Annotated in this window: 18 protein-coding genes and 1 tRNA gene; 5 read left to right on the plus strand and 14 right to left on the minus strand. The window is 43.3% G+C overall.

All coding sequences use genetic code 11. The features are described from left to right. Positions 1-266 precede the first annotated feature (266 nt). The 9 genes from AC37HE_RS06035 to tatC all read right to left on the minus strand — a co-directional run bounded on the left by AC37HE_RS06035 (position 267) and on the right by tatC (position 8,142). Complete coding sequence (locus AC37HE_RS06035) at positions 267-1,274, minus strand: alpha/beta fold hydrolase (RefSeq protein ID WP_500781892.1); 1,008 nt, start codon at positions 1,272-1,274, stop codon at positions 267-269. Between the two features lie 108 nt (positions 1,275-1,382). Beyond that, positions 1,383-2,168, minus strand: coding sequence for an ABC transporter permease (locus AC37HE_RS06040; RefSeq protein ID WP_500781893.1), 786 nt, complete (start codon positions 2,166-2,168; stop codon positions 1,383-1,385). Further along, positions 2,165-2,785: an ABC transporter ATP-binding protein gene (locus AC37HE_RS06045; RefSeq protein ID WP_500781894.1), complete on the minus strand. Its 621-nt coding sequence runs from the start codon at positions 2,783-2,785 to the stop codon at positions 2,165-2,167. Before AC37HE_RS06045 ends, AC37HE_RS06040 begins: the two co-directional genes overlap by 4 nt. Positions 2,786-2,843: 58 nt before the next feature. Continuing rightward, positions 2,844-4,058, minus strand: a complete 1,215-nt coding sequence (clpX, locus tag AC37HE_RS06050) for an ATP-dependent Clp protease ATP-binding subunit ClpX (protein WP_500781895.1) — start codon at positions 4,056-4,058, stop codon at positions 2,844-2,846. A 27-nt stretch (positions 4,059-4,085) separates the two neighbouring features. After that, a complete protein-coding gene (gene clpP, locus AC37HE_RS06055; protein ID WP_500781896.1) occupies positions 4,086-4,757 on the minus strand; it encodes an ATP-dependent Clp endopeptidase proteolytic subunit ClpP in 672 nt (223 codons plus the stop codon). A gap of 127 nt (positions 4,758-4,884) precedes the next feature. Beyond that, a complete protein-coding gene (gene tig / locus AC37HE_RS06060) occupies positions 4,885-6,240 on the minus strand; it encodes a trigger factor (protein WP_500781897.1) in 1,356 nt (451 codons plus the stop codon). 141 nt (positions 6,241-6,381) lie between these two features. Continuing rightward, positions 6,382-6,463: transfer RNA gene (locus tag AC37HE_RS06065), tRNA-Leu, on the minus strand. Positions 6,464-6,544: 81 nt separating this feature from the next. Further along, complete coding sequence (gene lptB / locus AC37HE_RS06070; RefSeq protein WP_500781898.1) at positions 6,545-7,267, minus strand: LPS export ABC transporter ATP-binding protein; 723 nt, start codon at positions 7,265-7,267, stop codon at positions 6,545-6,547. Positions 7,268-7,290: 23 nt separating this feature from the next. Beyond that, complete coding sequence (gene tatC, locus AC37HE_RS06075; protein WP_500781899.1) at positions 7,291-8,142, minus strand: twin-arginine translocase subunit TatC; 852 nt, start codon at positions 8,140-8,142, stop codon at positions 7,291-7,293. 227 nt (positions 8,143-8,369) lie between these two features. Between tatC and recQ the strand changes: the two genes are divergently transcribed. Then, the gene (recQ, locus tag AC37HE_RS06080; RefSeq protein ID WP_500781900.1) at positions 8,370-10,553 is read left to right on the plus strand and encodes a DNA helicase RecQ; all 2,184 of its coding nucleotides are present in this window, start codon (positions 8,370-8,372) and stop codon (positions 10,551-10,553) included. A 4-nt stretch (positions 10,554-10,557) separates the two neighbouring features. On the opposite strand, the gene AC37HE_RS06085 is transcribed toward recQ, so the two are convergent. Continuing rightward, positions 10,558-11,169: a DUF4919 domain-containing protein gene (locus AC37HE_RS06085; RefSeq protein WP_500781926.1), complete on the minus strand. Its 612-nt coding sequence runs from the start codon at positions 11,167-11,169 to the stop codon at positions 10,558-10,560. 262 nt (positions 11,170-11,431) lie between these two features. After that, positions 11,432-14,083 carry a leucine--tRNA ligase gene (gene leuS, locus AC37HE_RS06090; RefSeq protein ID WP_500781901.1) on the minus strand — a complete coding sequence of 884 codons (2,652 nt, stop codon included), beginning with the start codon at positions 14,081-14,083 and terminating at the stop codon, positions 11,432-11,434. A 332-nt stretch (positions 14,084-14,415) separates the two neighbouring features. On the opposite strand from leuS, the gene AC37HE_RS06095 reads away from it, so the two are divergent. Both AC37HE_RS06095 and AC37HE_RS06100 read left to right on the plus strand, forming a co-directional pair. Continuing rightward, the gene (locus tag AC37HE_RS06095) at positions 14,416-14,721 is read left to right on the plus strand and encodes an isoamylase early set domain-containing protein (RefSeq protein ID WP_500781902.1); all 306 of its coding nucleotides are present in this window, start codon (positions 14,416-14,418) and stop codon (positions 14,719-14,721) included. Positions 14,722-14,901: 180 nt separating this feature from the next. After that, positions 14,902-16,086 carry an MFS transporter gene (locus AC37HE_RS06100; protein ID WP_500781903.1) on the plus strand — a complete coding sequence of 395 codons (1,185 nt, stop codon included), beginning with the start codon at positions 14,902-14,904 and terminating at the stop codon, positions 16,084-16,086. A 331-nt stretch (positions 16,087-16,417) separates the two neighbouring features. Here the strand turns inward: AC37HE_RS06100 and AC37HE_RS06105 are convergent, their stop codons facing one another. From AC37HE_RS06105 to AC37HE_RS06115, 3 genes are all read right to left on the minus strand, one after another. Next, a complete protein-coding gene (locus AC37HE_RS06105; protein WP_500781904.1) occupies positions 16,418-17,305 on the minus strand; it encodes a DMT family transporter in 888 nt (295 codons plus the stop codon). Between the two features lie 72 nt (positions 17,306-17,377). Then, on the minus strand, positions 17,378-17,815 hold the full coding sequence (locus AC37HE_RS06110) for a peptidylprolyl isomerase (RefSeq protein ID WP_500781905.1): 438 nt from the start codon (positions 17,813-17,815) through the stop codon (positions 17,378-17,380). A 60-nt stretch (positions 17,816-17,875) separates the two neighbouring features. Continuing rightward, positions 17,876-18,670 carry a CPBP family intramembrane glutamic endopeptidase gene (locus AC37HE_RS06115; protein WP_500781906.1) on the minus strand — a complete coding sequence of 265 codons (795 nt, stop codon included), beginning with the start codon at positions 18,668-18,670 and terminating at the stop codon, positions 17,876-17,878. 299 nt (positions 18,671-18,969) lie between these two features. On the opposite strand from AC37HE_RS06115, the gene gdhA (AC37HE_RS06120) reads away from it, so the two are divergent. Both gdhA (AC37HE_RS06120) and gdhA (AC37HE_RS06125) read left to right on the plus strand, forming a co-directional pair. Then, on the plus strand, positions 18,970-20,322 hold the full coding sequence (gene gdhA / locus AC37HE_RS06120; protein WP_500781907.1) for an NADP-specific glutamate dehydrogenase: 1,353 nt from the start codon (positions 18,970-18,972) through the stop codon (positions 20,320-20,322). Positions 20,323-20,489: 167 nt separating this feature from the next. Next, a complete protein-coding gene (gene gdhA, locus AC37HE_RS06125) occupies positions 20,490-21,824 on the plus strand; it encodes an NADP-specific glutamate dehydrogenase (protein ID WP_500781908.1) in 1,335 nt (444 codons plus the stop codon). The last annotated feature ends 64 nt before the right edge of the window (positions 21,825-21,888 follow it).

Below are 21,888 nucleotides of genomic sequence, written 5' to 3' on the forward strand. Positions count from 1 at the left end.
AAAACATACCTAATTCCCTGAAATCACAAATAGGAATGAAAGCAATTAGAACCGAAATTTCTTCAGCTTAAATGAGGAAATAAGCTCGAAGCATTTTCAGCCTTTTATCAAGACCGGAATTCCAGGCATCAGGTTGTCATTGTTATCGGAAGTTGTTGGGTTGTCTTGGAACTTGGAACATGGAACTTGGAACATGGAATCTGAAGGGACTTTCAAAACAAAAGAGGGTATGACTGGATGCCACACCCTCTTTATCAGGATTCAATCTACTCTTTTAGGAATTTCACCAGCGGCTCTATAAAACGGTCGAAGGCTTCAATGTGGGGCAGGTGCCCTATGCCGTCGATTTCAACCAGTTGACTGCCTTTGATTTCCTGGTGCGTTTTGCGTCCGAGTTCCGGATAGTTCCCCATGGTTTTGCGTACCTCGGGGCTTACCAATGGCTTGCCCAGTGCCGTGCGATCGCGTTGCCCGATAATAAGCAAGGTAGGTTCGGTTACGTTTTTAAACTCGTAACACACCGGTTGGGTGAAAATCATGTCGTAAGTCAGGGCGGCATTCCATGCAATCAACTTGTAGTCTTTATTTAGTGTCCAGCCGGCCAGCAGGTTCACCCATTCATCATATTCCGGTTTCCATTTATTATCGTAGTAACTTTCCGATTCGTAGGCCCGGATGCTCTTGTACGATTTTTTCAATTCATTTTGGTACCACCAATCAATGGGCTTGTAGGGCACCTTCAGTTTCCAGTCTTCCAGCCCAATCGGGTTCTCCAGGATAAACTTGTCGGTTCGTTCCGGAAACATCAATACAAAACGAGTGGCTAACATGCCGCCCATTGAGTGCCCCAGCACACTGGTCTTTTCAATCCCAAGTGTGTCCAGAATGGCTTTTGTATTGATTGCCAACTGCTGAAAAGAATATTGATAATGTTCGGGCTTGGTCGACTTTCCAAAGCCTATTTGGTCGGGAATAATGACCCGGAATCCCTCGGCCGCCAATCGCTTGGCTGTACGTCCCCAGTATGCTCCGTTGAAGTTTTTCCCATGCAGCAGCATGATGTTCTTGCCGTTGGGATGCTCCGGATGGACATCCATGTAAGCCATTTTTAGGGCTTGTCCCTGGTTGTTCAGTGTAATAAAGTGAACGGGGTAGGGATACTTGTAGTTTTCGAGGTTAATGTCGAGTTCTTTCAACTGATTGCTTTGTGCCACAGCAAAGCTACTTGTGAACCATGTGGCGAGTACAAAACTCAATACCTTTCTCCATCTCATACGTTATCTGTTTTTTGAGTTGTCAGCAAAATTAACAGCTGGTACCGGTATTGGTTGAAAGAGCCGGGTGAATATTTTGTTAATAAATGAAAAGGGGAAGAGTGATGACTAGTGAAGCATGCTCTTGTTGAATTGGTCGTGCTTGTCGAAACATTGGCGAATGGCAAAAAACAGTTGTAGCAGGATGCTTGACAGCCCGGTGAAAAAGATTATTACCATCACCATAATCTGGTATTTTACGGCCAGCGATGGATCGGAACCACCGATGATCTGGCCGGTCATTACTCCGGGTAAGGACACTAAGCCGGCCGTAGCCATGGTTGCCATATTGGGAGCCATCGCTGTTCGTACTGCTTCTTTAAAAAATGGTTGAAGAGCTTCGCGGCGGCTGGCACCAGTGGCCAGCAGGTATTGGTATACCTTTTCCTGTGTTTGCACCTGGTTGAAAAAGCTTTTCAGGGCAACAATGTTCGAGCGCAGAATATTTCCCAGCATCATCCCGGTAATGGGAATAAAAATGTTGGCCTGTAAAATGTTGGAAAGCTGTGTTATAAACAGGTTGAAATAGAGCATGGTGAACAGCGTTGGCAGCAGCATGGCCAGGAAAGTAGACCACAGGAAGCTGCGCAGTCGCATGGCCGAGTTTTTAATGCCCGAAAGCGCAGCGAAGAACACCATCATAAAAACGTAAGCGATATTGATCAGCGGGTTGTCGAGCTTGAAGATATAGATCAGGTACACGGCTACAAAGCCTAATTGCACTAACATACGTCCAACGGCCAACAGTAGCTTTTTGTTGAGGCCGAGCTTGAGTTTCCACACCACCAGCACGACAGGAACAAGCAAAAGCAAGCCTGCAACAATACCACTTATGCTGATGTTGGGGGTGTTCATGAGCGTAAATTTTTAATGATGCGCATGGGGGCGGTTTGCCACTCGGAATCGTGGCTGGAACATATGACGGTTTTCTTGCTTCGGCTGATATAATCCACAAAATAGCGCTTCATCTGATCGTCCAGGGCTGAAGTCGGTTCGTCGAGTAGCAGCACGGGACGGTCAAGGAGCATTAGCAGGATCCAGCCTAAACGCTGGCGTTCACCCCCCGAAATTTGAATTGTATTCTTTTGGAGGATGTTGTCCTCCAGCTTCAACTCACGAACTTTCTCCAAAAGGATTTCCTTGCTGAAGGGAAGGTGTTTGTTGACCGTGTACTGAAAAATTTCCTGAAAGACATCTTCAACTTTACCGTTTGGAAAATCAATGCCCTGGCTAAGGTATCCGACCTGGCTGCGGATTTGCCGCATATTTTCCGGTTTGATCTCCAGTTTGTTAAAGGTGATTTTTCCTTTGTCGGGTTCGAAAAAACCCAGCAGTAATTTCAATAGCGATGATTTGCCGGCTCCTGATGGTGCCGCGATGACGACTTTTTCGCCATTGGCAATGGTGAGATTAAAATGATCGAGCAGTTGCTTATTCCCCAAGGACAGGGACACGTTTTTAAAGTGAATCATGAAGAATAAGTATAGGTCAGACAAAAAATGCCGGACGTTAATCCGGCATTCGTTTATATTAGCTTGCTTTTAATCGATGATGATCTTCAGTATCGAATTTCGACGCTGCATACTCTCTTGTTATATTGAGCTGCTTCACGCCATCGGTTGGGCTGTCGTACATGGCATCAATCATGATGTTCTCACAAATTGAACGCAATCCACGTGCACCCAGGTTAAACTCAACCGCTTTGTCAACGATGAATTCGAGTGCCTCTTCCTCAAAGTGTAATTCAATACCGTCTAGCTCAAACAATTTAATGTATTGCTTGATCAACGAGTTCTTCGGTTCCGTCAGGATGTTGCGCAAGGCCTGACGATCCAGCGGCTGCAGGTATGTTAATACCGGCAAACGGCCAATGATCTCAGGGATCAGACCAAAGCTTTTCAAATCCTGTGGTGAAACGTATTGCAACAGGTTTTGCTTGTCCACCTTGTCGAGTTTCTTTTGAGCACCGTAACCAACAACTTTAGTATTCATCCGGTTGGCAATTTTCTTTTCGATGCCATCGAATGCACCACCGCAGATGAATAAAATGTTCTTGGTATTTACCGGAATCATTTTTTGCTCAGGGTGCTTACGACCACCTTGTGGCGGAACATTAACAGTAGAACCTTCGAGCAGTTTCAGTAAGCCTTGTTGAACACCTTCACCTGAAACATCGCGGGTAATTGACGGGTTATCGCCTTTGCGGGCAATTTTGTCAAGCTCGTCGATGAATACAATACCACGTTCGGCAGCCTCTACATTGTAGTCGGCAGCCTGCAATAAGCGAGTCAACAAACTTTCCACGTCTTCACCCACATAGCCGGCTTCTGTTAAAACAGTTGCGTCGACGATGGTAAAGGGAACATGTAACATCTTAGCAATGGTACGAGCCAGTAAGGTTTTACCTGTACCGGTTTGACCAACGAGGATGATGTTTGATTTCTCAATCTCTGTTTCGTCGGTTTGTACCTTTTGTTTCAGCCTTTTGTAGTGGTTGTATACCGCTACTGAAAGAATTTTCTTTGCCTGATCCTGACCAATAACATATTGATCGAGGAACTCTTTCATTTCTTTTGGTTTCAGGAGCTGAATGCCTGTCAGGTCGAATTCAGTATCAGTTTTGAATTCTTCCTCTACAATCGCGTAGGCTTGCTCAATACAACGGTCACAAATGTGACCTTCCATGCCGGCGATCAGCAGGTTTACATCTTTTTTCTCCCGTCCGCAAAAAGAACATTTATCCATTTTCTATTTCTCCTTTGTCAGAATGCTTTAGCCCCGCACCAATATTTCGTCAATCATGCCGTATTCTTTTGCTTCTTCCGAAGTCATCCAGTAGTCGCGGTCCGCATCACGTTCTACTTCTTCGAAAGTTTTGTGGGCATGTCTGCCGATAATATCGTAGAGCTCTTTTTTCAATTTTAAAATCTCACGGGCTGTAATTTCAATATCAGAAGCTTGTCCTTGAGCACCTCCCATGGGTTGGTGGATCATGACACGTGAGTGTTTCAATGCCGAGCGTTTTCCTTCAGTTCCTGCAGTCAGCAATACAGCACCCATTGACGCAGCCATTCCGGTACAGATTGTTGCGATCTCAGGAGAGATATATTGCATGGTATCGTAAATACCCAGGCCGGCGTGAACTGAACCTCCCGGTGTGTTGAAGTAAATCTGAATGTCTTTTGTTGGATCTGTTGACTCCATGAAAAGCAACTGAGCCTGGATGATGTTGGCTACATAGTCGTCGATTGGAGTTCCCAGGAAGATGATGCGATCCATCATCAAACGGGAAAAAACGTCCATCGTTGCAACATTCATTTGACGTTCTTCAATAATGTAAGGGGTCAGGCTGTTGGTAAAGATTGAATCGTAGCGATGCATTGTCAAACTGCTGATACCCTTGTGCTTGGTAGCATATTTGTGGAATTCTTTAGCGTCATTCATTTGGTTATCCTCCGGTTAAAAAAAAACTTTGTAAAAATCGGGTTAAAATTATCTCAAGGCTATTGTAGCTACTTGAGAGCCGATTTTTACAAAGTTAAAAAAATATGCTTTCCCCTATCAGCGAGGACTAGTTTTCGAGCAATTTGTTAAATTCATCGAAACTGATTGATTGTTCATCTAATGCTACTTTCGATTTAATTGTTTCCAAAACTTTATCGTCCAGTGCCTTTTGGGCTACACGTCTGCGTTCTTCTTCATTTCCTAAAATGTGGCCTGCATAGTTTTCCAGGTGTTCGTCCGGTACATTGTGCATTCCATATTGGCTGAATTGGTAAGCTGCCATTTGTTTGGCACCCTCTTTAACGTCGGCTTCATCGATCTTGATTTCGTTGTCACGAACAATACGATCTTTAATCAACTGCCAGCGCAAATCTTTCATGAAGCTATCGAAATCATTTTCAATTTGCTCTTCAGTTAATTCGTTATTTGTTGCTTTCAACCAGCGTTTCAGGAATTCTTCAGGAAGATCCATAGCGATTTTCTCAACTAATGAGTCGCGTGAATCCAGTGCGAATTTATAGTCGCTTGATTGAACGAATTGGTTTGCTAATTCTTCTTTCAATTTAGCACGGAACTCTTCTTCAGTTTTCACCTCAGTATCATCACCAAAAGCTTTCTTGAACATATCTTCGTTCATCTCAGCTGGTTTGAATGTTAATACTTCAGCGATTGTGAATTTGAAATCTCCTTCAATGTTTTCAGCTTCTTCGTGAGAAACATTCAACATGTGACCAACTTCGTGTCTGTTTTCGTAAACTTTAATTGGATCGAAAACCAAAACATCACCGGCTTTTTTACCGATCGCTTCGTTGCGAGCAGCTTCGTCTTTCATCAAGTCGATAGCGATGATCACTTTCTCAGCTTTGATACCGTCAGCCAATTCGTTTCCTTCAGCGTCTAACTGTACAAAGTCACCACGAAGCGTGTCTTTTTCGCCAGCAACTTCAGTTACTTCGTTTGTACCAAAACGGCTGGTATATGATTCAACTTGTTTGTTTACCATTTCATCATCAATGTCGATGCTGTAGTAAGTAAACTTTTTGCGTTTGTCCAATTTAACCTCGATTTCCGGAGCCATAGCAACGTCGAAAATAAATTCGAAGTCAATATCATTATCCCAGTCAATGGTTGGTTGTTTTTCTTCGTTTGGAAGAGGTTCTCCCAGAATGTTCAAATTTTCGTCAACCAGGTATTTTGACAAGTTATTTGATAACATCTTGTTGACTTCGTCTGCCAGAATTGCTTTTCCGTACATTTTTTTGACCAGACCGGCAGGAACTTTTCCAGGACGGAAGCCCGGCATATTGACTTTTTTACGGTAGTCTTTTAAGGTTTCGTTTACCGTTGCTTCGTAATCGTTCTTCTCGATTTTAACGGTAATTGTGGCATTTAGCTCGTTGATGTTTTCTTTTGTAATATTCATAAAAGTTCCACTTAATTTTTGGAAAAAGATCGGATAACCAATAAGTTACCGTTTTACTAAGGCTGAAAAGCCTATGCTATAAATCAATAAAAACCGCTTGCTTGACAAGTTGTCAAGCATAGCGGTTGAGCTTTCGTTTTGTGCGGACGAAGGGACTCGAACCCCCACGCCGTAAGACACTAGATCCTAAGTCTAGCGCGTCTACCAATTCCGCCACGTCCGCTAATCGAGGCGCAAATATAAGGCAAAAATTTATATCTGCAAATAAGAAGTGAATTTGTCTGAAATATTTTTCAGCAGGTCTTTAACGAAGGGTAAAATTTTGCCCCAGGTATACCCGACGAACGTCCTCATCATTAGCCAGATCTTCGGCTGTTCCTGCTTTCAGAATTGATCCTTCAAATAGCAGGTAAGAGCGATTCGTGATTGAAAGTGTTTCGTGAACGTTGTGGTCCGTAATTAATACTCCAATGTTTTTTTCCACCAGCGTACGAACGATTTCCTGGATATCTTCAACGGCAATCGGGTCAACACCGGCGAAAGGTTCATCCAGCAAAACAAATTTCGGGTCGATCGCTAATGCCCGTGCAATCTCGCAACGGCGACGTTCACCTCCTGAAAGTTGATAGCCTTTACTCTTACGAATATGAGTCAGGCGAAATTCTTCGAGTAGTGATTCAACTTTTTCTTTTTGCTGTGCTTTGGTGAAATTGGTCATTTCGAGTACGGCTTTTAGGTTGTCTTCAATGCTCAGCTTACGGAAAACCGATGCTTCCTGTGCCAGGTAGCCGATTCCTTTTTGTGCCCGTTTGAAAACCGGCATATTGGTAATATTCAGGTCGTCCAGATAGACATTGCCGCTCAACGGTTGCACCAAGCCTACAATCATATAAAATGAAGTTGTTTTTCCTGCTCCGTTTGGCCCAAGTAAGCCAACAATTTCGCCTTGGTTAACTTCGAACGATACGCCTTTTACAACGGTTCTCTTTTTATATTTCTTTACAATGTTATCTGCTCTTAACTTCATAACTGATGGTGCTTTGCGAGTTGTTAAATGTTATCAATGGCGGCTTCTGCTTGTTTGTTGACTCGTTTCGATATAATAATACCGATTTCGTATAGAAGGACAAGTGGCAAACATACCATTATTTGACTAAACACATCGGGCGGAGTAATGATTGCTGACACAACCAATAGGGCAACGTACGAGTGTCGGCGGTATTTTTTCATGACTCCCGGTGTTAAGATCCCAATTTTACTCAGGAAAAAAACCAGTACCGGTAGCTCGAAAATAATTCCGGCTGCAATCGTTATGGATGTAACCGTGCTGATGTACGAGAGTACGTTAATTTGGTTTTCAACCTCCGTGCTTATCGAATACGAACCTAAGAAATGTACTGAAAGAGGTACAATTAAATAATAGCCAAAAAGTACGCCGCATATAAAAAGGATGCTCATGTAAAAAACAGCACCCATTGAGTGCTTCCGTTCCGTGTCGTATAAAGCCGGTTTAACGAAACGCCAAAATTCCCAAATGACATAGGGCGCAGCAACGATTAAACCAGCGACCAGAGATGTCCAGATATGAGTCATGAACTGGCCGGCCATTGAAATGCTTATTAAGTGAAGATCGCCTGTGTTTATGCGCAGTGAATCAGCCCCGGTCAGATCAGCCAGTCGGGCGAACATTCGGTTGGTCCAAAAGTCAGGCATCTTGGGATGCATGATGATCTGATCAAAAATGATATCCTTATTAATAAAGGCCAGGATGGAAAAAAACAGAATGGCTCCAAATGAACGGATTAGATGCCAGCGCAGGACTTCCAGATGTTCCAGAAAGGACATCTCTGCTTCTTCTTCCTTTTCTCCTTTGCTTTTTTTTGTGTTTTGTTCTTCGGCCATAAATTGAAAAATAATCACTGTAAATACAAGCTGAATTCACTTATACAAACGGCAACAAATATAGTCTTATATTCATAATTGTACCAAGAAAGCAATTTCTTATATTTTTTTAACGCTTTTGAAAACAGACTAAATTGATAAAAGCTTGCCAGATGAAAATGTTTTTAGCTATCTTAGATTTCGCTTAAAAAACAGGAGAATAAAGAGAATAAAAATGTATTGGCTTTATGGAGAATAATCTCACATTGACTGATCAATTACAAAAATATTTTGGATTTGATCGTTTTAAAGGTCAGCAGGAGGAGGTGATTAAAAGTGTACTCGACGGAAATGACACTTTTGTATTAATGCCGACCGGAGGAGGAAAATCGTTATGCTACCAACTTCCGGCTTTAATAATGGATGGAACTGCTATTATTATTTCTCCCTTGATAGCCTTGATGAAAAATCAGGTGGACTCGATCCGTAGCTTTGGCACGGACGATGGTATCGCACACTTTTTGAATTCGTCGTTATCGAAGCAGGCAATACAGCAGGTGAAAGATGATGTGTCTAGCGGCTTGACAAAATTGTTGTATGTCGCGCCCGAGTCGTTAACGAAACAGGAGAATGTCGATTTTTTAAAATCAGTAAAGATTTCATTTTATGCCATTGACGAAGCGCACTGTATCTCGGAGTGGGGGCACGACTTCCGGCCGGAGTATCGTCGTATTCGTCCGATTATTCAGGATATTGGATCGGCACCGATTATTGCGTTAACAGCTACGGCTACAGCCAAGGTGCAACACGATATCCAGAAAAACCTGGGCATGTTGGGAGCCAATGTGTTTAAGGCTTCGTTTAACCGGCCAAACCTTTATTACTCGATTAAGCCTAAGGCAAAGCCCGAGGCTCAAATCATTCGCTTTATTAAAGAGAATGAAGGGAAAAGCGGCATTATCTATTGTTTGAGCCGGAAAAAGGTGGAAGAGCTTGCGGAGCTTTTGAATGTGAATGGTATTAATGCTTTGCCTTATCATGCCGGGATGGACTCGGCGACCAGAAGCGGAAACCAGGACAAATTCCTGATGGAAGATGTTGATGTGATCGTGGCAACTATTGCTTTTGGGATGGGTATTGATAAGCCGGATGTCCGTTTTGTTATTCACTATGATATTCCGAAAAGCCTGGAAGGTTACTACCAGGAAACCGGCCGTGCCGGTCGTGATGGTGGCGAAGGACAGTGTATTGCCTTCTATTCGTATAAAGACATTCAGAAGTTGGAGAAATTTATGCAGGGCAAGCCGGTTGCTGAACAGGAAATCGGACGACAATTGCTTTTGGATACAGCTTCGTATGCTGAGTCAGCAATCTGCCGACGAATTATTCTGTTGAACTATTTTGGCGAAACACTGGAGGAGCCTTGTGGAAACTGCGATAACTGTTTGAATCCGAAAGAGCAGGTTGAAGCGTCGGATGAAGTTCAGCGTGCTTTGTTGGCCATTCAGGAAGTCAAAGAAAAGTATAAAGCTGAGCATATTTCTGATATTTTGACCGGCCGGGCAACTGCAGCGATAAAATCGTTTCATCACGATGAGTTGAAAGCCTTTAAAAACGGAGACGATCATAGTCATCATTTTTGGAATGCTGTTTTCCGTCAGAGTATGATTGCAGGTTTAATCAGCAAGGATATTGAGAACTACGGGTTGTTGAAGTTGACACCGAAAGGTTTGGATTTTATTGAAAAGCCCGAATCGTTTTTGTTGGTTCGAAACCATAATTACGCAGAATTGGAAGAAGAATACAACACCGTTTCTGGTCCGGCTTCCGGTTCGGCAGGAGATCCCGAGTTGTTTGAGCTGTTGAAAGATTTGCGCAAAAAAGTTTCGAAGAAGCTGGGTCTGCCACCTTTTGTAATCTTTCAGGATCCGTCACTTTCTGATATGTCAATTCAATACCCGATTACCATTGAGGAGTTGAAGCATATTCAGGGAGTCGGTGATGGAAAAGCACGCCGTTATGGAAAAGAGTTCGTGGCATTGATCAAAAACTATGTGGAGGAAAACGAAATTGAGCGAGCTCAGGATATGGTGATGAAAACTGTTGCCAACAAATCCAAAACGAAGGTGGAAATCATTCAGGCGATCGACCGTAAGATGTCGCTGGAGGATATTGCTGATTCGAAGAGTATCTCAATGGAAGAATTAATTGGTGAGGTTGAAGCAATCGTCAATTCGGGAACCCGCATCAATATCGATTATTATATCAACGAAGTTCTTGATGAAGACCATCAGGATGAAGTGTTCGATTATTTCCGCGAATCTGAAGAAGATTCTGTTCAGGCTGCGTTGGATGAGCTTGGTGAAGACGAATATTCGGAAGAGGAAATTCGGTTGATGCGTATCAAGTTCATTTCCGAGATGGGCAACTAGCATTTTAGCGCAGGAAAGTTGCTATATCGCGATAATAAGTAGGCGTATTCTTACTTAAAAATACAAGGCAAGGGTCTATATTAAAGTATAGGCCCTTAAGTTTTTTTCTGTTGGGCATAATTTCCAGAAAATCGTTGGCTCCTATTTGATATTGTATCCCTTTAAATTCCATGTGCGATGCGATAATAACATCGTATTCGTGTGCCGGATCGATCACATAAAAAGGCTGTTGTTTTGAAGAACCATCTCCGGAACTTAGAAGTGCATCGATAAGCATTTGGTATTGGCGGTATCTGAATTCTGCTTTCTGGTGGTTGCCCGATTGCTCGAGTCCGTAGATTTGGCATCGTAAGGCGTAGAGTGAAACCGGGTAATCAGTTAAGATTTTTTCGGATAATGTTATAATCCGTTCAATTTGTTGGTGAGTGATAGTTCCGCTTTTAGTTAGAAACATCAGGCTGTCCAATTCCGAATTAGGGATGTAGGGAGCATACCTGCTTGAGAAACAAAATCCGTAGTACAAATACCGCATTGCTGTCAGGTTTAGTGTTGTGTCGGCCTGCAAGTATCTGTCCAATAGCCTGGGGTAATAGTAGACGCTCCGTTTTCTCGAAATCTTTCATTGGATCTTTCGGTAATTGGGAGCCTCAAAAGAATTGTTTTGAGAAAAACAGGCTATTCCCATGAAAATCAATATGAAAATGAAAGATACTCTTTTCATTTAAAATCAGATAAAAATAACTAGTCCCTAGTTTGTTTAACGGATCACCCTGGGGGGTTATTGTGCTCTTTTCGAATGGGTGGAATGGTCTTTTGTAATTAATAAAAAAGGGCCTCACCTAAGTGAAGCCCTTTATGTATAATCGGTTGGTTCTTTTTTATAACACCACGTTGATGATCTTTTTCGGTACAATGATGACTTTCTTCGGTGTTTTACCATCGAGCCATCTTTGTGCCTGTTCGTGGGCTAAGACTGTTTTTTCAATTTCATCTTTTGCAGCATCCAGCGGCATTGCTAATTTAAAGCGTACTTTGCCGTTGAATGAAACCGGGTATTCAAATGAATCTTCAACCAGCAGGCTGGTGTCGGCTTCAGGCCAGGCTTCGTACGACAATGTGTTGCTGTTGCCATATAGTTGCCACAATTCCTCTGCTAAGTGAGGCGCATATGGGGCAAGGATCTTTGCAAAAGTTTCGGCAGTAGCTTTGGTGACTTTGCCCTTTTTCATTGCCAGGTTATTGAGAACCATTAACGCAGAAATTCCCGTGTTGAATTTGAGGTTTTCAATATCCTCACCAACTTTGATGATGGTTTGTTGCAAGAGCTTCAAAATTTCCTTGTCTTCTTCGCCATCAACAATATTGTCCATATTTCCGAAGAAACGACAAGCGCGGCCAAGGAATCCAAATACACCCTTCACACCATTCTCAGCCCATGGTTTTGTGTCGTCAAGCGGTCCCATAAACATCTCATACAAACGCAGAGAGTCGGCACCGTATTTTTGAACAACATCATCCGGGTTGATGACGTTTTTCAGTGACTTGGACATTTTAGCTACAATCTGGCGTAATTCTTCACCGGTTTCGGTGTGGAAGTATTTCCCTTCTTTCTCTTCAACTAAATCCGAAGCAACTTTAGCACCTGCCTGAGTTTCGTAAGCGAAAGCCAGAATCATTCCTTGGTTGAACAGCTTTTTGAATGGTTCGTTGGTAGATACAACTCCCAGGTCAAACAACACTTTGTGCCAGAAACGAGAGTACAATAAGTGAAGTACGGCGTGTTCAGCACCACCAATATACAGGTCGACCGGCATCCAGTAGTTTTCTACTTTCGGGTCGAAGATTGATTCATCGTTTTTGGGGTCGATATAGCGAAGGTAATACCAGCACGATCCGGCCCATTGAGGCATGGTGTTCGTTTCGCGACGACCTTTACGGCCATTTTTGTCTACGACCGTCAGCCAGTCGCCGGCGTTTGCCAGGGGAGATTCACCCCCTTCTCCCGGTTCGAATTTTTCCAACTCGGGTAAAGTAACAGGCAGGTCTTCATTCACCAATTCAATCTCACCATCTTCCCAGTGAATGACGGGAAATGGCTCGCCCCAATAGCGCTGGCGGCTAAACAACCAATCGCGTAACTTGAAGTTAACAGTGGCTTTGCCAATTCCTTTCTCTTCAAGCCAGTAAATTACTTTAGCGATGCCATCTTTTTTATTTAATCCGTTGATGTCGATTCCGCTTGCATCACTTGCCGAGTTAATGTAAGCACCGTCTTCCGTCCAGCAAGCTTTTCCTGCTAATACTTTTTCACGGGTTTCTTCATCAGCATCTTTGGGGTCGAGAATGCAAATGATTGGAATCTCAAACTTCTCTGCAAATTCGAAGTCGCGGGTGTCGTGTGCAGGAACGGCCATAATGGCACCGGTTCCGTAGCCCATTAAAACATAATCGGCAACCCACACCGGAATTTGTGTTCCGTTGATTGGATTAATAGCATAACGTCCGGTAAATACGCCGGTTTTATCTTTATTCAGTTCGGTACGATCCAAATCCGACTTTAATGCAGCGGCCTGAATGTACTTCGCTACTTCTTCTTTCTTTTCAGTAGTGACGATCTCGTCCATCATCGGGTGCTCCGGAGAAACGACCATATAAGTTGCCCCAAATAACGTGTCGGGACGGGTCGTGTACACGCGCAGTCTTTGGTCAACACCATCCAGCGCGAAATCAACTTCGGCACCAGTCGATTTACCGATCCAGTTTTTCTGCATGTCCTTCACACCTTCCGGCCAGTCCAGCTCGTCCAGTCCTTCCAGTAAACGCTGAGCGTAATGAGGAATGCGAAGCAACCATTGTTTCAAGTTCTTGCGATTTACCTGGTGTCCGCATTTCTCGTGCGATCCGTCGGTCAGTACTTCCTCGTTAGCACAAACTGTTTTACAGTTCGGGCACCACCAAACCTGTGCATTGTCGTAATAAGCCAGTCTTTTTTTGCTGATGTATTCTTTAACAGCTGCTTCGCCTTCAGCTTTAACTTCTGCCGGAATAGGAAGTTCGGTGATTGGACGACCTTTACCTTGTTCGGCATCAAACCAGGTATTATATAGTTTGGTGAAAATCCACTGTGTCCACTTGAAATATTTAGGATCAGTTGTATTGATTTCACGATCCCAGTCGTAACTCAATCCCAATGTTTTGATCTGACGACGGAAGTTGTCGCAGTTCTTCTGGGTTGTGATAGCCGGGTGTGTTCCTGTTTGAATGGCATATTGCTCTGCCGGTAACCCGAAAGCATCCCATCCCATAGGGTGAAGAACGTTGAACCCTTTCATTCTTTTGTAGCGGCTTATAATATCAGTCGCAGTGTATCCTTCGGGGTGACCGACGTGTAATCCTGCACCTGATGGATAAGGAAACATGTCGAGAATATAATATTTGGGCTTCGAAAAGTCATTTTCTGTTTTGAAGGTTTTATGTTCCTCCCAGTAAGCCTGCCACTTAGGCTCAATTTCCCAGAATTTGTATTCCATGGTAATGGTTGATTTTAAGCATTCTAAAACTGAGGCGCAAAGATAGAAAAAAGTAAGCAGAGTACATGGAATTCTTTTCGACTAAAAAGCATAAGAAAGCATGGTAGAAGTTAACTGATTTTATACTTACATTTAGGATAAGTAAGGCTTTGAAGGCTGTGGTTATTGTACTGGATACACAAAAGATACGCAGTAGGGAATGGACGAAATAAATGTTAATTTATTGAGAATAAACTCAAAATATCGTTTGTGTATGGAATGTCTTTTAGTCATAGCCTTTTAAATTTAGCTTTTAGAATCAATGAATTACCTTATAGAAAATTGTTATTGTTATGAGCTTAAAGAAACAAATGTTAAAAACGAAGCCGGTTTGTAAAGTAACTTTCCGTGTTTCAAAAGAAATGGCTGCTGGTGCCGATTCTGTTACAGTCGTAGGAGACTTTAATAATTGGGATCCGATTGAGACCCCAATGAATAAGTTGAAAAGTGGTGAGTTTACTTGCTTGCTGGAGTTAGAAACCGGAAAATCCTATGAGTTCCGCTACCTGGTTGGCGGAGAGGAGTGGTATAACGATCCTGATGCCGATGGATATGCCGCAAATAGTTTTGGCGGTGAAAATAGTATGGTGAACGTATAGAATTGTAATTATAAATGCTGGAAGAGGCTACTGGTTTCGCAGAGGTGAAGTCAGTAGCTTTTTTTTTTATTCAGGATTCGTGAAAACAATGGGTTGTGCTTATCTTTAGTGAAATTGAACTCCATGACGGACTGCCGGACTTAAGAATGAGGGGGCCGCGTCTGATTTTAATGCACTGATATGAGGATGCAACAAGCTATTCTGAAAAATAGAAATCTCCATCTTATTTTTGGAGTGACGCTCATCGCGGTGATGGGGGTGGCAAGTATTACACCTGCCTTTCCTGAGGTAATCCGCTATTTTGAAATTACTGCGCATCAGGTTGGTTGGCTGATTGTGGCTTTTACACTGCCCGGCATAGCTTTAACTCCTTTGGCAGGGGTTTTGGCTGATCGTTTGGGGCGCAAGCTGATTTTGATTCCTTCGTTGGTGCTTTTTGGCTTGGCAGGGGTTGCTTGTTTTTTTGTTCGGGACTTTTACTGGCTTTTATTTTGGCGTTTTTTGCAAGGGGTTGGGGCCAGCAGCCTTGCCAGTATTAATATTACTCTCATTGGTGATTTGTTTACCGGAGAAAAGAGGGTTGCAGCAATGGGATACAATGCCAGTGTGTTGAGTATCGGAACTGCTTCGTATCCGGCCATTGGTGGTTTATTGACAGCCCTTGGGTGGCAATATGTATTTTTGTTGCCGTTGTTGGCTATTCCGTTGGCCGTGGTTATTCTTCAAAAACTGGAAAATCCGGAACCTTCGAACAAATTAGGATTGAAAGACTACTTTGCCAATGTCTGGGCAACCGTAAACAGGCAAATTGTTTGGGGGCTTTTCGGTGCCAATATTCTTGTCTTTGTCATTCTGTATGGCGCTTATCTCACTTATTTCCCCTTATTGCTGGGGGTGCGGATGGAGTCTGGTTCGGTAGTTATCGGTGGTGCCATGTCGTTGATGTCGGCAGTTACAGCGTTTACTTCATTTCAGCTTCCGGTAATTAATAAATTTATAAGACCTAAGCTTCAGATGTTGCTGGCGGCTGTTTTCTATTTCTCGTCGATGTTTGTGTTGAGTGGAGCTTTCCAATGGGGCGAAATTATAGGTGGCCTGATTTTGTTTGGGCTTGGTCATGGCCTGTTAATTCCCTCTATTCAAAATATGTTGGTAGGTTTGGCCTCTATTCGCGAACGGGCTGCTTTTATGTCGCTTAATTCCATGGTGTTGCGCGTTGGGCAAACAATTGGCCCTTTGGTTATTGGTCTGTTTTACGCAGTGGGGGGTGTTACGATGGCTTTTTATGGTGGAGCAGTAATCGCTGTTGTGTTGTTTCTGCTCATCCTTTTTATGGTGAGGCCCAGATCTATAAAACAAGCTTAGCCTTGTTGATTTTGTTTCTCCTGTTTATTTGTATCTGGTCCTGTTATTTTAGTATTATCATCAAATAATCCTTTGCGTCTCCTTTGCGCACATTGTGGTTTCATATACCCGGAGCAACCCTCGATTTATGCTGAGCAATGTCTAAATCGTCTCGAGCAACCCCTGAAACATGCTGAGCGACATAAGAATCGTTCCGAGCAACCCCTAAAACATGCTGAGCGACATATGAATCCCGTTGAGCGACCCCTCAATTGCCCGGAGCGAGCACTGAAACCTGTTGAGCAGCATGATAATTACCCGGAGCATGGCTTTCCCCGAGATAGCTTGGCTTTTATTCAACAAGTTTCGTGATTCGGCTTTTCCGACCTATGCTGTAATTGATAATAACCAGTGAAATGCAGGATGCAATAATGATGATAGCCCCCATGGTTTCGGTTGTTGTAAAATGTTCTTGAAAAATGAAGTACCCTGAAAGCAGGTTAAGCACCGGAACAAGGGATTGAAAAAGTGATCCAGTTGCTACGTTCACATAGCGGTATCCTTCGGTCATTGCCAGTTGCCCCAGGGTTGCTACAAGCCCAAGAATAATCAAAATAGTCAGGTCGAATGAATTTCCTGCTCCCTGGGTTAGGCCCGATGGAATAAGGAACAGCCAAAAACCGATGATGCTTTGGGCAAAAAAGATGGCATATGAGTTGTCGCTGTTGTGGAGCTTTTTCACATAGACAACGGCTAAGGCTGTGGTGAGCGAGGCTGCAACGGCAATTAGTTCGTTCCATCCTAAGGTGGCTCCTTGTTTGTTGACTCCTCCGAGCGCTAATAATAAAATTCCGCCGATTGAACAGGCAATCGGTACGAATTTGATGGCTTCAACTTTTTCCTTCAAAAGCCACATCGACATCAGCGTTGCAAATGCGGGGTATGAGTATACGTATGCTGAACCCTTGCCAACCCCCAATCGCACAATTGACAAGTAGAAGAGGTAAACCGCTATACCGCCAATGAATCCTCGTAGAAACAGATTTTTTCGATCCCGGAATTTGAGAGGAATCAACTTAAACATGGCCAGGATACCAACAATGGCTAATCCAATGGTAAACCGGACAAAACTTGAATGGAAAGACGAGACATGTGGTATAGCCCTCACCAGGATGGCCATTAAGGCAAACATGAAGACGGAACCGAGGGTGAGCAGGATTCCTTTGAGGTTTGGTGTCATACCCGTTGCTGATGATGGTGGAGTTAGGCCTGATGGCCAATAAAAAAAGCCGGCAGTTAACCGGCTTCTGTTTTATTCTTCGATGATGACAATCTTCTCGATAACGTCGCCGGCACGAATCGCGTCGATTACATCCAGACCTTCGTACACTTTGCCGAAGCAAGTGTGACGGCGGTCGAGGTGTTTCGTGTTTTGCCGGTTGTGGCAAATAAAAAACTGAGAACCACCAGTGTCGCGTCCGGCATGAGCCATCGACAATACACCACGGTCGTGGTATTGGTTGTTTCCATCCAACTCGCACTTAATTGTATAGCCTGGTCCACCGGCTCCTGTGCCATCGGGGCATCCTCCCTGGATTACAAATCCTGGAATCACACGGTGGAAAGTTAGGCCGTCATAGAAGCCTGATTTGGATAACTTTACAAAATTTTCTACTGCTATCGGGGCATCTTCTTCATAGAAGTTGACTTTCATTACTCCCTTAACAGTGTGGATTTCTGCTCTTTTCATCGTTCTTCCTTGATTAATGTTCGTTGCAAAATTACAAATATTCCCGATGAATCCGGCAAGCTAGAGCTTTAGTTCATTCCTTTTGTAGATCTGAAGTAAGCTGGTTGAAAGTAATGCTGCTGCAGCCAGATAGAGGGCCAGGTAGACCGGGGTGTTGCTGATCATGCTTTCGAAGCTGCTTATTTCTCCAACTGTGAGAATAATAAGGTAAGCGATACCATTATTAATAATATGAAGAAGTATACAAAGGAAAACCGATCGCGTTTGCCAATAGACGAAGCCAATAAATGAGCTTAACAGAAATGACACAATAACCTGTAGTAGTGAAAAATGAAATAAGGAGAATAAGACAGATGTCAGGGTAATAGCATAGAGTGGTTTGTATGTTTTGATAAGACCACGAAGGATGATTGCCCGGAAAAGTAGTTCGTTTGCAATGGGCGAAAGGATGACAATGTAGAAGAGGGATACAACCCGAAGTTTGCTTAAGTTGCTAAAATAGACTTGAAGAAAAGGAGTTGCCGGAAGAATTCTTTCCAGAGGCTCAATCAGGAAAATAAGAGCAACAATGCCTGCCAGTGCGTAAATGTAACTACTGGTGAAATGACTATTTAGCTGTTTTTTGAGTGAATAGGATTCTTTGGTTTTTAACTTTTGTGAGGCAAGAATATAAACGATGATGAGGCATGCTATTTTAATAGAATAGAATGCAAATGAATCGATCTCACTTAAACTTTTTTCCGGGTTAGTTTTGTGGTTGAACAGGCTATATCCTGCAATTCCAATTGTTAACAGGGCAAATAACTGCACAAATAACAAAACCGATTGGATAGCATTGGGATAATGTCGTTTCATTTGGAGGTTTGGTTTTTCCAAACAAATTTAATTAAACAGTATGAGATTATTACCCTGATTTGAAAACAAATAGATAAAAGTCCAGAATTCTTTAGTTCAATGCCTAATTTTCTTATAGGTAGGTGGATTTATTGATGTGTCACGGTTTTAAGAAGGTTTGAGAAAAGAATATGCAGATGAGTAACCGGTGAATTTTGATTTGTTTGGTCAATGTTTTGTTTGTCAGCTTGTTCTGTTGGATAGCAGCTTCTGTTTCTCGAAAATAATTCCGAAATTGAAGTAAAATAATCTATATCGCTATGAAAAAGCCAATCGATGATTTTATTAATGACTTTATGGCTTATGTGAAAGCCATTGATCCGCACCAGCTGGAATTTCATCAAGCTGTTCACGAAGTTGTTGAATCTCTGGCGCCCTACTTGCTGGATAATCCAAAATATTTAAAAATGAAAATTTTGGAGCGATTGGTTGAACCCGAGCGTGTGATCCATTTTCGGGTTCCCTGGCTTGACGATCAAGGAAATATCCAGGTTAACCGAGGCTTTCGGATTGAAATGAATTCGGCCATTGGACCCTACAAGGGAGGTCTGCGTTTTCACCCGACAGTCAATCTGAGCATTTTAAAGTTCCTGGCATTCGAACAGGTTTTTAAAAACAGTTTGACCAGTTTGCCGATGGGAGGGGGAAAAGGTGGATCGGATTTCGATCCGAAAAACAAATCGGATCTGGAGGTCATGCGTTTTTGTCAGAGTTTTATGAGCGAGCTCTTTCGTCATGTTGGCCCGAATACCGATGTGCCGGCAGGAGATATTGGCGTTGGTGGTCGCGAAATCGGTTTTTTGTTCGGACAATATAAGCGGTTGCGCAACGAATTTACCGGGGTGCTTACCGGTAAAGGAATTGAATGGGGAGGCAGTTTAATCAGGCCGGAGGCTACAGGCTACGGAGCTGTTTATTTTGCACAGGAAATGATGAGCACCAAAGGGGAAAGTTTGAACGGAAAGGTGGTGGCCGTTTCCGGATCGGGAAATGTTGCTCAATTTGCGGCCCAGAAGGTTTTGCAGCTTGGTGGTAAAGTGGTGACCATGTCAGATTCGAGTGGTTTTATTCACGATCCGGAGGGAATTGATGAAGAAAAACTAGCTTATATTTTTGAATTGAAGAATGAGCAGCGTGGTAGGATTAAAGAATATGCAGATAAATATGGTTGTCCATACTTTGCGGGTCAGCGCCCCTGGTCGATCCCGTGTGATATCGCATTGCCTTGTGCTACCGAAAATGAAGTTCATGAGGAAGATGCTCTTCTACTTTTAAAAAACGGTGTTCAGGTGGTTTGTGAAGGGGCCAATATGCCCTGCACACCTGAGGCTGTCCATCACTTTTTGAAAGCCCGGATTTTGTATGCTCCCGGAAAGGCCGCTAATGCAGGTGGTGTGGCTGTGTCCGGTCTGGAAATGGCTCAAAACAGCATGCGATTGAATTGGACTCGCGATGAAGTTGACGGGCGTTTGCATACTATTATGAAGACGATTCATGCTATGTGTAAAAAACATGGTGAACGGAGCAATGGCTGGATTAATTATGTGGATGGCGCGAATATTGGCGGGTTTGTAAAGGTTGCTCAAGCAATGATTGCACAAGGAATTGTTTAGTGAATAGTAAGCTTGACTTTTAGGCTGATTGGTTTGCAGTCGGCCTTTTTTGTTGCTATTAAACATCTTGTTGGTAAAGAAACTTGTTCGAAAATCAGTTTTTCATGTCGTTTTCATCCTTTCCTTTGTTCTGTGTTTTCGATCATTGTAAATCAATCTCAAAAGCGATGAGAACGGATATGAATGAATTTATGGAAGCCTTGAAGGCGAGAACACCCGGTGAACCAGAGTTTCATCAGGCTGTTCAGGAAGTGGTAGAAACCATTTGGGATGTCTATCAAAAAAATCCCCGGTATCAAAACGCAAAAATTCTGGAGCGTATGGTTGAGCCGGAGCGGATCATCATGTTTCGGGTGCCCTGGATCGACGACCGGGGGGAAGTTCAAATAAACCGGGGTTACCGGGTGGAGTTTAATTCGGCATTAGGGCCTTATAAAGGCGGATTGCGTTTTCACCCGACAGTAACTCTTTCGATATTGAAATTTTTAGGGTTTGAGCAAACTTTCAAAAATAGTTTGACAACCCTTCCGATGGGGGGTGGAAAAGGTGGTTCTGATTTCAGTCCGAAAGGAAAGTCAGACAATGAGATTATGCGTTTCTGCCAAAGTTTTATGACTGAATTGCAACGACATATCGGACCAAATACCGATGTTCCTGCCGGCGACATTGGTGTTGGTGGTCGCGAAATCGGTTATTTATTCGGACAATATAAACGAATTCGGAATGAGTTTACCGGTGTGTTGACCGGAAAAGGTCTGGCCTGGGGAGGAAGTTTAATTCGTCCGGAGGCGACTGGTTTTGGTGCTGTTTATTTTGTGCATCACATGTTGGAGCATCTGGGGAAAGATATTGCCGGGCAAACTTTTGCCGTTTCCGGTTTCGGGAATGTTGCCTGGGGAGCTGTTACCAAAATTAACGAGCTCGGAGGAAAGGTTGTCACAATTTCCGGTCCCGATGGATATATCTTTGATCCGGAAGGGATCAGCGGTGATAAGGTGGATTATTTGCTCGATTTGCGTGCAACGAATGATGATGTTGTTGAACCTTACGCGAAGGAGTTTGGGGCGCAATTCTTCCCGGGACGTAAACCATGGGAGCAAAAGGTTGATATTGCGATTCCCTGTGCAACCCAAAATGAAGTTGATCTGGAAGATGCTAAAATGTTGGTGGAAAACGGATGTTTCCTGTTGGCTGAGGCCTCCAATATGGGATGTACAGCTGAGGCCGTTGAATATTTAATTGAGCACATTGATTATGCTCCGGGTAAGGCCGTGAATGCCGGAGGTGTTGCCGTGTCAGGTCTGGAGATGACACAGAACAGCCAGCGACTGAACTGGACCCGTGAAGAAGTGGATGCCCGTTTGCATATCATCATGCGGGAGATTCATGAGACCTGTGTGAAATACGGGAAAAACGGCACCCGGATAAACTATGTAAAAGGAGCCAATGTTGGTGGTTTTGTAAAGGTAGCTGATGCCATGTTGGCGCAGGGGGTTGTCTGAAAATCAATAATTTTATAGTTGAAGCCGGCCTGAGAGTTGAACACTCTTTCGCCGGCTTTTTGCG

The organism is Mangrovibacterium sp. (genome assembly GCF_059905295.1).